Genomic DNA, 11,968 nt, shown 5'->3' with positions numbered 1-11,968 from the left:
GTCAGCTAGCCTCCAGGGTCGTGGCTAAGTTTTTCATGTCGCGTAGAGTTTCATGTCGGTGAGAGCCGAAAACAACTATGAGTTATTAGCTCATTATCAGACCGAATGAGGAATTAGTCTCCACGGATAATTCAAACTTATGTTTGCGCAGCATTCCGAAGGAAAAAAAAAGTTCATCAGCTAACCGAAGTCAAGTTATTACGTTCAAAAGCCAAATGCGAGCGCATTCCGTAGGAAATACTGAATGCTAATAGCTGAATGCTTACGCTAATAAAGTAGTTATGCACAATATATTTAAAGATACTATAATACTGAAGAGCCTAGATTGTAAAAATCATAGAGAATAAAATTAGGTAATTAATTGTGTCTAGGCAGTTAGTTGATTGCTACATAGCAATTCTTCTCCTTGGTGAAATACACAGGTTTTGGATTTTAGGGAATGTAGAATAGTGAAGGTAATAGGGAATAGAAAAAAATGCTGTACCTCATTAAATATGATAATCCCTATCTCTATATATCATTTTCCATGCTGGTAAGGTACGCACATTCCTTGGTTTTAGGGAGTAGGGAGTATTCAAGAATTAATAATTAATTATTAATAGAGAGATCCGGAAAAGAGGGAGTAGGGAGTAGGGAATAGGGAGTAGGGAGAAATAATTGATGATTTATCCGTATGGGATTGATTTTATTTTTGATTACCGGAGATGTCTAATAATTAATAATTACCTCTTCTTTAAAAACGGATAGGATTGGTTAAAAGGAATTTTTTTTGTTCTCTTGGTCGATTGGAGGCCAGCGAGGAGACCTCGCCATCCCATCCTTCGGAATGCTAAGCTTTCCGACCGCTTTTTTCTCCTTGAAAGATAGGCTTTAAACCTTAATTTTTCGGTAATTTGGGAAGCAGGGAATAGCGGTGCGACCCCGCGACGACGATAGTCCACTTGCGGAACGCGCACTCCTGTGAGGGAATGCTGACCAACAGAGGGAACGCACACCAAGAGAGAAAATAAGACAAACAACTGTACCTCACGCTCCTTGAGAAACGCTATATCTATTTTTTATTGCTAAATACAGTCTTCTTCCCTCTTTCTGGGAAATTTAATTTACAGCAGTTACTGAGCAAAATTTCTGAGATTGTGTATAACATAAATGAATGGTTTGATATTTAAGCAATTTAACATAATTTTTATAGCTATTTTATTACTCAGAAAAATTGTTTTAAACAGCTATTACAATTAATTTGCTAGAAAAGGGGAAAATGTTGGGTAGCAAGCAAGAATGTCTTATATAAAATATTCTATAAACTGGATATTATAGCAACCTAACCTATATATTTATGTATGTATGATATTTTATAATTCATCAAATAATCACAACTTCATTTGATTATTTCATCCGTTTATTCCTGTCAATATAAGGAGGTAAAAATTTAGTTGGCTCCTGCTCATAAATTGTATACTCCCAAGGAACATTAATATTTTGGGTCGTAGTCTTACTACTGTAAGAAGCTCGTCGTTGAGGTTGGGCAAACAAAATAATCATCCCGATTAAAATAATGCCACCACCTAAAACTAAAATAGCTAGGATTATTCCAGCAACAAACCATAGTAAACCTTTTTCTAAATAACTTGCAGAACTATTTGACGACCTTTTATTATAATTATCTATACCTTGCTGTAGACTTAAGCCAGAAATCAAACGTTCTTGCTGTTGGACTTGAACCAATAGTCGGTCATTTTCTAGCCTTAATTGATCTTGTTGGAGTCTGAGTTGTTGTATTTCTCCCGACTGTTGTTCTAACTGAGTTTTCAACTGTCGTGTATCTAGTAATTGCTGTTGTAGTTGAGTTTTCAGTTGGTCGTAAGCTGAACGTTGTTGTTCAGATTGATTTCTAATTTGTTGTTCCAACTTATAATCCTTGAAGTCAGGAGCAGAAGGAACTGAAATAGGTGGGGGTGTTAATGGTAGTGGCTGAGGTAGGGGAGTTACTAGAGGAGAAACTTTAGGAGGAGAAGAAAATGTTACTGAGGGTGAAGGAGATGGTATTGACAATTTCATCTGCTCATCAGGAGATGACTTGCCAAAAACAATCCAACCCATAAGTAAGAGGACAATTAAGACCCCCGTTAGAATACATCCTACTATAAACGCTAGAGTCTGATTCATTATTTGATTTCACTGTATGATTAAATCAGCACTATTTAAAAAAATATATAGGGCATCATATTAAGAATAATATTGAGTATCTATTTTCTGAAGCCATTTAATATCATAACTAAACTCATGCAACAAAAATCCAAAATATCACTACTTTTTCGCACCAAAATGGAACTCAGAAGTCAAAAACAAAAAGTCAAAGGTTAAGGTTGCTTAAACCTATAAAAAACTCAGGAGTTTATCTATAAGATATTTTATCCCTACCATGAATATGTTAAAATTGCAATTTTTGTTAGTTTGACCTATTTCCCCAGAAGCAAAAGAGTTAGAAGTAAAAATGAAATGATACTAGGAAATATCAGGATTATAGTAATCTTCGGGTTCCACATTTCCAACTGCATCTGGTTCTTGATTTATACAACCTTGTTTTTGGACATATTGACAGACACGAGCCCATAGCTTGGCTCTAGTACCAGGTGGTCCAGAAGAAAATAATACCTTATCTCCACCCACAATTTTGACTTGACACACTGGGCAAATCTCTTGTTGATTTTCTGACATCGTAATTATTTATTATTTAAGGCTCAATGAACTTCTAAGTATATAGCGTTTTTTCCTAAATTTTGCAAATCTTGTCTAAGCGCAAATTTGAGATTTTAAGGAGGTACATTTTAGGTTGTCAAAGGAATCTCAAATTTTACGTTATTTATTAGTCTAGCTATCAAAGAAGTGGCTAGACATAAAAATCATAACAATCTAGATATATACTCATTTTGATCGTGAATTATACTACTTTCATACAATATTACTAGGTAGTAGTTGGTATGTATTAGGAACCGCGCAAATATCTTAATAGTTTGGCAGAGGATTTTGGTTTAACTATCTAGGCATGAATTTGGTATTAGGTATAAAATTATATTTTTTCTGGAAAACTTTTACTGGGAACAAGGAACAGAAAATAAGAAAAAGAATTGTACCTCTAAAAGATTGAGAAACGCTATAAAATTATTTTACTATTTCCATTCTTTGAGCTATTTTATGTAAATATTTTAATGTGTTTATGTAGCTAATATCCCCATAATTTCTGAGTTTTTTTTAGACAAACAATAACATAAAGTTTGATGAAATATGTACAATTTTGGCAAAATAAAAAAAAGAGAGATAGCAATCCTAGCATTAGTTGTGATAATTTTTTATAATAGTTAATTTGAGCTGAAAAATTTTAAAATTATGACTCTTTACTCCTGACTCCTTATCTAATTACACCAATCCTACTGGATTTTATCTGACTCCATACTCCCACAAAAATATTACAACTTAAATAGGATTGCTATATTAGGGATTGCTATATAGGGTTTTTCAAGTTACTGATATACAGTTGTTTTTCTTCTTTTTTCTTCCCTGTTTTCCCAATTACTACTTTCCACTACTTACTTACTAAAACAAATTTTGTACCTCACTTAGAGATAGAAATTTCTATAAAACCTATTAAGTTATTAATCAACAGTTAAAATTTAACTGTTTTAACTCCCAAGCTTGACAACCCTAACTATATTTTTAAGGAGCCATGTAAGAATAACCTGAACAGTTTTTTGAATGGAAGTTAGATTTCATAATCTATTTCAGATAAATTTTGTACAACTTATTTTTACATGAATCCTAAAATTAGTAGTGTGCAGATTTTAGTTAGTTCAAATTCTTCACTACTATGTTTGTTATAGTCATTTATAACAAGGATTTCAACTAAAAAAGATTTTATTATTATTGAAAATGAATATAACTGTTAACTGTTTCAATGCTCCTTTTCTCTATTGCCTTTTCTTTAATAAAATGTAAATTCCATACATGAACTATATAGACAAAATTAATAATTTACTTAAACCAGCTATTTTTGTTAATCATTCAGTTATCGATCTATTTGCCGGATGTGGTGGTTTATCTCTAGGTTTTGAAGCGCAAGGTTTTACAAATCATGGTTTTGAAATGGATGCCGATTGTTGTGCAACTTATAATCAAAATTTAAAAGGTAATTGCACTAAAATTACTCTAACTTCAGAAACAGAATTACCTCCGGCAAATGTAATAATTGGCGGTCCTCCCTGTCAACCTTTTAGTGTTGGGGGAAAGCAAAAAGGTTTGCAAGATTCGCGAGATGGTTTTCCTATTTTTATTAATGCAGTGGCAAAATTAAAGCCGGAAATTTGGTTGTTTGAAAATGTAAGAGGATTACTTTATCGTAATAAATGGTATTTGGATGAAATTACTCAAGCACTACAAGCTTTGGGTTATGTTATAGAAGTTAAATTGTTAAATGCTGTTGATTTTGGCGTGCCTCAAAATCGTCAACGAGTAATAGTTGTTGGGCATAAAGGTGACTTTAAATTTCCTCAAATTTTAGAGCAAAAAGTAACTGTTGGAGAAGCATTAGGAGAAATGGCATTTCACGCGCCTCTGGAGTCAAAATTTCTGACTCCAAGCATGGATAAATATGTAGAAAAATATGAAAAAGCTTCTAGTTGTAAACAACCACGGGATTTATATTTAGACAAACCTGCTAGAACTTTAACTTGTCGAAATATTTCAGCTCCTACTGGTGATATGCACCGGATAAAATTGCCTGATGGGAGAAGAAGACGTTTATTGTTAAGGGAGGCAGCAAGATTACAAAGTTTTCCTGACTGGTTTGAATTTGTAGGAAAGGAAACCAGTTGTTTTAATCAGATTGGAAATGCAGTTCCTCCTTTATTTGCTTTTCATTTAGCGGGGAGTATTAGGAATTATTTAGAATCTGGGAAAAGATTCTCACCAGAGTAAATTTCACAAAAAATTATTCCCGTACAATTATCATTACCTTTTTAAGAACAGGACTTACGCAGGCGAACCCCCCAAACCCGGTTTCTCGTAGATGTTTATGGTCAAAAACAATGATTTACCCTAGAAACCGGGTTTCTTTGCGTAAGTCCTGAAGAAATAAAAATGTCTGAAGTTCCCCAATATCTTACTAAGTCAGATAAGTCTAACCAACTTCAAAAGTTAATCAATGAAGCTTTGTATATTATTTCTAATGGCAGGGAGTATGAGGAGTTATTTAGAATCTGGGGAAAGATTATCGCCAGAGGAAATTTTACAAAAAATTATTCCCGTACAATTATCATTACCTTTTTAAGAAATAAAAATGTCTGAAGTTCCCCAATATCTTACTAAGTCAGATAAGTCTAACCAACTTCAAAAGTTAATCAATGAAGCCTTGTATATTATTTCTAAACTGGGTGTACCTCTTGAAGGAATGACTCAAAGACGATTGGAAAGAATGGCAATGGCTTTTTTAGCTGTAGCTAACGTTAATAAAACTAATGAATGGAGAAAAATTGAGAATTCTCATGCTTTAAGAACTAGAGAAATTATTAGGTACTCGGATAGTTGTTTTCGTACCTTACAGATAGCTATTGAAAATTTTATGATACAAGAATATTTTTTATGATACAGGTTGAAAAACTACTCAATAATATTAATAGCCATTTGTTTTATTCTAGTTATTAACTCTAAAATATTATTATCTTTGTCATATTTTCTAAGCATTACTCTTAAAGTATCAATGCTATAATCTGAACTATAATAACTGCTAATTAATTTTCTAAAATAAGCCAAAGAAATTAATTCCTTATAATTCATTTTGATGGTGAAAAATTTTTAAGTCCTTATTCTCAAATCACTAATACTTGAAAGAAAATTATGATTGAAATTAACTGGCAATTATTCTGGATATTAATGGTTTTGCATTGTGTTATTGGTACTGCTGCTGCTTTTGTGGCAAAAAGTAGAGGTGGGAATTTTAATCTTTGGTTGGGTTGGGGTTTACTGGGGGGTACTATTGCTTTGATAACAGCATTTTTACTACCTGTTAAAAATCTAGATTGAACAGGAAATTAATTAGCTGATAATTAGAGAAATTTATCTAGGGATAGATAGAGAGGAAAATTGAAAGATATTACTTTTGGTTTTCCTATAAAAATTTGTCTGTTTTGGAATAGCTTTAATATTTTGAAAGATGGAATGAGTCAGGGAAACTAGAAGGCAATTTGCTCAGGTAACTATACATTTAGCCAAGAATTTAGTTGAATAAAAAGTCATACTTGAGGACGAGCAACTCCAGCTAATTTTTAGCCTATCACAATTTTTGTGGAGATGCAACTGAAAATCCTTTAATTTTTTTGGAGCTTAAGAGAATGAAAATCTTTGTGGTTTTCCACTGAGGAGGGATGGATGGAAAGATTTGATGAGATAAAAACAAGCATATATCTTTAACTAGAGCTTCACAGGATCACAATTTCAGAAAATATCTACTTACCTCTATACAAAGTAGATATTCTCGAAAAGTCTGTGACAAATTTTTGACTATCTATATATTCTGGAAAAGTCTTTGGCAAATTTGCGACTATCTATAATATGAGGAGAGAAAATTCCATCTCTGAGGAAAAATAGTAAAAAGTCGGGGGGAGAAAAGAGGCGATCGCTCCACTTCAGAAAATATTTAGTTCTCTCTAGGTAGACCAGATATTCTGGAAAAGTCTCTGACAAATTTTCAAGTGTCTATATACAGGAATGAAATTTTCATCTGTGAAAAAAACTGGCAAAAAGTTGAGAGGGGGGTAAGAGGCGATCGCTCCACTTCAGAAAATATTTAGTTCTCTCTAGGTAGACCAGATATTCTGGAAAAGTCTCTGACAAATTTTCAAGTGTCTATATATAGGAATGAAATTTTCATCTGTGAAAAAAACTGGCAAAAAGTTGAGAGGGGGGTAAGAGGCGATCGCTCCACTTCAGAAAATATCTACTTACTTCTAGGTAGTAACCCCATTCCAAAGAAATGAGCAGTAACCATAATAGGACGAGGAGTACGATAACAATGATAGAGAATCATATCTTTTTCTATTTCACTATCTGGATAATTACCTTCAAGTTCTACAACAGGCGTTCCATCTGTATGAGTACCAAAAATTTCAATGGCTGTTGGTATAGAAAGACTTTCTAAACTTTGAACTTCATCGTATGCCCAGATTAAACGTTTAGGTTCGCGCAAAATGTCGTAGCACAATTTATAAAACTCAAAGTTAAAGTCTTGGGCTTCATCAATCAGAATTGCATCAAATAACTGAGGAGTTTTATCCTCAAGTTCTCTAAGTTCTTTACAGCAATTACCGAGTATTTGACTGTACTCTTTATGAGTAAAAGCATTTTTTGCTTCTAGATATGTGCGTGAATTACGCCCCATTTTTTTAGAAACAAAACGATATAGACCTTCCCGATCTTTCCTTCCCCAAGCATGAAGTATATGAATTTTATTCCAGTTTGGATCTACATCAGCCCACCAACGGTAAAAACGAGTAATGTTACTCTTAATTTGTTCATATAAACTTCTGGTGTAAAAAGTATAAGCAATATTCCAATTAGGATGTTTATTGTGCATCCATGCTGCTTTCATACACATTACAACTGTTTTTCCTGAACCTGCTAAACCTCTAATTCTTTGAGGACTATTTGGCATTTGAACTGCTATTTTGTGCTGCTCTCTATCTAGACCTTCCATTTGTAATTCAACTTGCCTAAGTAAAGCAGCTTTTGATGCATTTTTCTTTGGTTCCGGTCTAATTCACGACGTAAAGTAGGTGTGCCTTGAAGAATACTCAATGCCAGTTTCCATTGTTCATCTGTGATAAATTCTTGTTTTTCTTCAGCAGGTATTTTAGTTAATCTCTTCCTCAAAGCATCAGGTTTTTGTAAATCATCTGCAAAGATAATAGTTAGTGGAGTAGCAGGAGATAAATCAAGACCTTTTCTTTTCCATTCAGACTCAGATATTAAAGGTAAACCTATAAAAACATGACCTTGAATTACATCATATTTTCCTTTACGCAACTTACGCTCATTTTTAAATTTTCCTAGTATTGAAAACATTTGATCTTCTGCCTGAGAGTAAGGAGTTTCTTGGCTAGAATGCCAATTTTTCATTTCCCAAACTTGCCCATTAATCTTTTCGATATTTTCGATTTTGCATCCCTTGGTTTCAATAACATATAATCCCCATTTTCTATGGAGCATGAGAATATCTGGTTCTCTTCTTGATCTATCTGGAGAAAAGATAGGATAGCGATGATAACAAATTCCTTCGTCTTCAGATAAATAATTTTTGAGAGCTTGCCATATCATCTTCTCTGTATAGTTATTATCTTCAGAATCAGACCAAATAAATTCCATAAATTTTTCTTCTCTTGAAATGAAAATTGATATAAATAGTCTAATTTAGATTGAATTTAAAATCAATTTACTAATAAATTATGGATATTGATTTATTTTTTTCTAAATTTACTTTTGGGTGCATCTCATAGCAAGCAAAAATACTTTTTTCCTATATATTCCCTGTTGCCTAAAAGAGATAAATTTTAGGCTTTATTCAAAAATTGAGATGCACCCTTACTTTTTGTTAATTTTCAATTTTCGGCGGATACTTTTCCAATATTTCCCGCAAATATTTCCCTGTATAAGACTCAAAATTCTCTGCTACTTCTTCGGGCGTTCCACAAACAATAATTTCTCCTCCTTTATCTCCTCCTTCCGGACCTAAATCTATTACCCAGTCGGCACAACGAATTACATCTAAATTATGTTCAATTACTACAATAGAATTTCCTTTATCTACTAATCTTTGCAAAACATTTAATAACTGATGAACGTCATAAAATGACAAACCAGTTGTTGGTTCATCTATCAAATAGATAGTTTTTCCCGTTGCTCGCTTAGATAATTCAGAAGCTAATTTTACTCTTTGCGCTTCTCCTCCAGAAAGAGTCGGTGCAGGTTGACCTAATTTGACATAACCTAATCCTACATCTACTAAAGTTTGTAATCGGCTTGCTGCCCTGGGAATATTTTTAAATACTTCTAAACTTTCCTCCACAGTCATATCCAAAACATCAGCAATTGACTTATCTTTATATCTCACCTGCAAAGTTTCTCTACTATATCTTGCACCTTTACAAACTTCACATTGCACATAAACGTCTGGCAGAAAGTTCATTTCTATTACATTTACACCTTGTCCGCTACAAGCTTCACATCTGCCGCCTTTGACGTTAAAAGAAAATTGCCCTGGTTTATAACCTCTGGCTTTTGCTTCTATGGTTTCGGCAAATATTCCTCTGATTACATCAAACACTCCTGTATAAGTTGCTGGATTTGAACGGGGAGTTCTGCCAATAGGTGATTGGTCGATTACGATTACTTTATCTATTTCTTTTAATCCTTTGATTTTTTCTAACTGTTTGGGAAAGGGAACGTTACGACTGAGATTATTTTGCAAAGCTGGATAAAGTAATTCGTTCATTAACGTAGATTTTCCTGAACCGGAAACGCCAGTAATACAGACAAGTTTTCCTAAAGGAATTTCTATATCTATATTTTTGAGATTGTTTCGATGACAATTTTTCAGTAGTAGAGATTTGCCGTTTCCTGTTCTTCTTTCGGATGGGGTAGCAATAATTTTTTTGCCAGATAAATAAGCACCTGTTACTGAATCTTCGGTTGCTAATAATGTCTGGAAATTTCCCTGAGAAATTATTCGCCCGCCATGCACTCCCGCTCCCGGACCTATATCAATAATATGGTCGGCAGTTCTAATAGTTTCTTCATCATGTTCTACAACTATTAATGTATTTCCTAAGTCGCGAAGTTTGGTTAAAGTTTGCAAGAGGCGATTGTTATCTCTCTGATGTAAACCTATACTTGGTTCGTCTAAAACGTAGAGAACTCCTGTTAGACCAGAACCAATTTGTGTTGCTAATCTAATTCTTTGTGCTTCTCCTCCAGAAAGTGTCATTGTTGCTCGATCTAATGTTAGATAATCTAAGCCAACGTCGAGGAGAAATTGTAATCTGGCTCGAATTTCTCTCAATACTAATTCTGCTATTTTTGCCTGGCGATCGCTTAGTTTTAAGTTATTGATTTTTTCTAGACATTCTTGAATGGAAACTTCTGTAAAGTCGGTAATTTTATATTGCCCGACTTCTACGGCAAGTGCTTCTGGTTTTAGTCTTTTTCCTTGACAAGTTTCGCAGGTTTGATTGACTAAGTATTGTTCTAATTTTTGTTTGATTAAATCTGAACCTGTTTCCTGATATTGTTTTTCCAAAATCGGGATAACTCCAGGATAGTAACGATAATCTCCTTCTCCATTTTTTGTTTCCATCCAGATAGGTTCGTCGCTACCTTCAAGCACCAACTTTTGTTCCTTCTTGCTCAATTTATTCCAGGGAGTTTCTATCTCAAAGTCATAAGCTTCAGCCAAACTATACAGTAGAGAAAAATAATAGGGATTTTCCTTATTTGACCAAGGAGCGATCGCTGAATATAAGGGTGCATTGGGGTCGGGTACTATTAATTCTGGGGAAAATTGCTTGAGACTACCTAAGCCGTGACAGGTCGGACAGGCACCGTAGGGGGAGTTGAAAGAAAAGAGCCGGGGCGACAACTCCTCCATCACTGCTCCATGTTCCGGACAGGCAAAATTTTCCGAAAATACTATTTGAGTCTGAGAATTTTCTAGTTCTGCTTCTAGTTCCTGACTGGAATTAGCTGAATTATTGTCAGATTTAGAGTTAGCTGAAGTTGCTATTTTTGCTGGAGTTAGGTTATACTTATTTTTTGTAGGCACTGCCCCTATCTTTGCTGATGTGTCATTTAATACGTTAATCAAAGCAATTCCAGTAGATTGACGTAGACAAGTATTTAGAGAATCTGCTAAACGTTCGTCTATTCCTGGCTTTTTAATTAGTCTGTCAATAACAATTTCTATAGTATGTGTACGATTTTTATCTAATTTGATGTTTTCAGCAATTTCTACGACCTCTCCATCAACCCTCAAACGAACAAATCCTTGAGCAGCTAAACTAGATAAAAGTTTCTGATGAGTCCCTTTTTTGCCTCGAACCACGGGAGCTAGGATATGAAATTTCGTGCGGTCTGGAAGAGCCATAACTCTGTCGCACATTTCATCAATAGTTTGAGGAGCAATATTATGGTGGCAAATTGGGCAATGGGGTTCTCCCGCTCTACCAAATAGTAATCTCAGATAGTCGTAAATTTCTGTGACGGTGCCGACTGTGGAGCGGGGATTATGGGATGTGGATTTTTGGTCGATGGAAATGGCAGGGCTTAATCCTTCGATGGAGTCTACGTCTGGTTTGTCGAGTTGTCCGAGAAATTGTCGGGCATAAGCGCTGAGGGATTCGACGTAGCGACGTTGCCCTTCGGCGAATATTGTGTCGAAGGCGAGGGAGGATTTGCCGGAGCCAGAAACTCCTGTAAAGACTATGAGGCGATCGCGTGGGAGTTCTAGGTCGATGTTTTTGAGGTTATGTTGTCTAGCTCCTCGGATGCGGATGGTATTTTCGGGGGTGGTCATTTTAGTTATTAGTTTAGGGAGTAGGGAGTAGGGAGTAGGGAGTAGGGAAAAAGAAGGGATGGTTGAAAGGGGCTAAATTTATTTCTTGGTCATAGAAATTTTGTTTGACAGTAGTAAATGATTGTAGCGTCAGGTTTGAGATTATCTGGTTTCCTGGAGAGTAATAATATATCTTTGAGGAGCGATGGCTCCTAACTCTATGGAAAATGAACTAATTTTCTCACTTATCAAAAATTATAGATAAGTGCCAAATTTTTTCCTACCATCTCTCCTCGATGAAAAATTACCAATATTTTTATTGTCTCAAGCTTCGGGAAAAATTCGGCGCGCCGAAGGATTCTCAGAATTTTTCTA

10 protein-coding genes are annotated in these 11,968 nt (G+C 34.6%); 4 read left to right on the top strand and 6 right to left on the bottom strand.

Translation table 11 applies throughout. The features are described 5' to 3' along the window. Window positions 1-1,386: 1,386 nt before the first annotated feature. Both F6K22_RS15260 and nblD read right to left on the bottom strand, forming a co-directional pair. Window positions 1,387-2,100 carry a hypothetical protein gene (locus F6K22_RS15260; RefSeq protein WP_293099174.1) on the bottom strand — a complete coding sequence of 238 codons (714 nt, stop codon included), beginning with the start codon at window positions 2,098-2,100 and terminating at the stop codon, window positions 1,387-1,389. Window positions 2,101-2,505: 405 nt separating this feature from the next. After that, window positions 2,506-2,718 (bottom strand): NblD family protein, encoded by a 213-nt coding sequence (nblD, locus tag F6K22_RS15255; RefSeq protein WP_293099171.1) that lies wholly within the window; start codon window positions 2,716-2,718, stop codon window positions 2,506-2,508. 1,284 nt (window positions 2,719-4,002) lie between these two features. Here nblD and F6K22_RS15250 point away from each other — a divergent pair. The 4 genes from F6K22_RS15250 (at window position 4,003) to F6K22_RS15235 (ending at window position 6,075) form a co-directional block, all read left to right on the top strand. Next, window positions 4,003-4,971, top strand: coding sequence for a DNA cytosine methyltransferase (locus F6K22_RS15250; RefSeq protein WP_293099168.1), 969 nt, complete (start codon window positions 4,003-4,005; stop codon window positions 4,969-4,971). Between the two features lie 162 nt (window positions 4,972-5,133). Continuing rightward, window positions 5,134-5,340 (top strand): hypothetical protein, encoded by a 207-nt coding sequence (locus F6K22_RS15245; RefSeq protein WP_293099166.1) that lies wholly within the window; start codon window positions 5,134-5,136, stop codon window positions 5,338-5,340. Continuing rightward, on the top strand, window positions 5,333-5,638 hold the full coding sequence (locus F6K22_RS15240) for a hypothetical protein (protein ID WP_293099163.1): 306 nt from the start codon (window positions 5,333-5,335) through the stop codon (window positions 5,636-5,638). The genes F6K22_RS15245 and F6K22_RS15240 overlap by 8 nt, the downstream gene beginning before the upstream one ends. A gap of 251 nt (window positions 5,639-5,889) precedes the next feature. Beyond that, window positions 5,890-6,075 (top strand): hypothetical protein, encoded by a 186-nt coding sequence (locus tag F6K22_RS15235; RefSeq protein ID WP_293099160.1) that lies wholly within the window; start codon window positions 5,890-5,892, stop codon window positions 6,073-6,075. A 477-nt stretch (window positions 6,076-6,552) separates the two neighbouring features. Here F6K22_RS15235 and F6K22_RS15230 read toward each other — a convergent pair whose 3' ends face one another. The 4 genes from F6K22_RS15230 to uvrA all read right to left on the bottom strand — a co-directional run bounded on the left by F6K22_RS15230 (window position 6,553) and on the right by uvrA (window position 11,614). Continuing rightward, window positions 6,553-6,735: a hypothetical protein gene (locus tag F6K22_RS15230; protein ID WP_293099158.1), complete on the bottom strand. Its 183-nt coding sequence runs from the start codon at window positions 6,733-6,735 to the stop codon at window positions 6,553-6,555. 253 nt (window positions 6,736-6,988) lie between these two features. After that, complete coding sequence (locus F6K22_RS15225) at window positions 6,989-7,744, bottom strand: DEAD/DEAH box helicase family protein (RefSeq protein WP_293099155.1); 756 nt, start codon at window positions 7,742-7,744, stop codon at window positions 6,989-6,991. Next, window positions 7,732-8,412, bottom strand: a complete 681-nt coding sequence (locus F6K22_RS15220; protein WP_293099151.1) for a nuclease-related domain-containing protein — start codon at window positions 8,410-8,412, stop codon at window positions 7,732-7,734. The genes F6K22_RS15225 and F6K22_RS15220 overlap by 13 nt, the downstream gene beginning before the upstream one ends. Before the next feature lie 226 nt (window positions 8,413-8,638). Further along, window positions 8,639-11,614 (bottom strand): excinuclease ABC subunit UvrA, encoded by a 2,976-nt coding sequence (gene uvrA, locus F6K22_RS15215; protein WP_293099148.1) that lies wholly within the window; start codon window positions 11,612-11,614, stop codon window positions 8,639-8,641. Window positions 11,615-11,968 lie beyond the last annotated feature (354 nt).

Origin of the sequence: Okeania sp. SIO2F4, from assembly GCF_010672385.1 — a bacterium.
Taxonomy (GTDB): Bacteria; Cyanobacteriota; Cyanobacteriia; order Cyanobacteriales; family Microcoleaceae; genus Trichodesmium.
The sequence above is the reverse complement of the archived record's forward strand: the minus strand, read 5'-3'. Positions and strand labels throughout refer to the sequence as shown.

Coding starts and splice junctions, on each gene's coding strand:
- F6K22_RS15260 (WP_293099174.1), bottom strand. CDS start 2,100: ATGGGTTGGATTGTTTTTGGCAAGTCATCTCCTGATGAGCAGATGAAA.
- nblD (WP_293099171.1), bottom strand. CDS start 2,718: ATGTCAGAAAATCAACAAGAGATTTGCCCAGTGTGTCAAGTCAAAATT.
- F6K22_RS15250 (WP_293099168.1), top strand. CDS start 4,003: ATGAACTATATAGACAAAATTAATAATTTACTTAAACCAGCTATTTTT.
- F6K22_RS15245 (WP_293099166.1), top strand. CDS start 5,134: ATGTCTGAAGTTCCCCAATATCTTACTAAGTCAGATAAGTCTAACCAA.
- F6K22_RS15240 (WP_293099163.1), top strand. CDS start 5,333: ATGTCTGAAGTTCCCCAATATCTTACTAAGTCAGATAAGTCTAACCAA.
- F6K22_RS15235 (WP_293099160.1), top strand. CDS start 5,890: ATGATTGAAATTAACTGGCAATTATTCTGGATATTAATGGTTTTGCAT.
- F6K22_RS15225 (WP_293099155.1), bottom strand. CDS start 7,744: ATGGAAGGTCTAGATAGAGAGCAGCACAAAATAGCAGTTCAAATGCCA.
- F6K22_RS15220 (WP_293099151.1), bottom strand. CDS start 8,412: ATGGAATTTATTTGGTCTGATTCTGAAGATAATAACTATACAGAGAAG.
- uvrA (WP_293099148.1), bottom strand. CDS start 11,614: ATGACCACCCCCGAAAATACCATCCGCATCCGAGGAGCTAGACAACAT.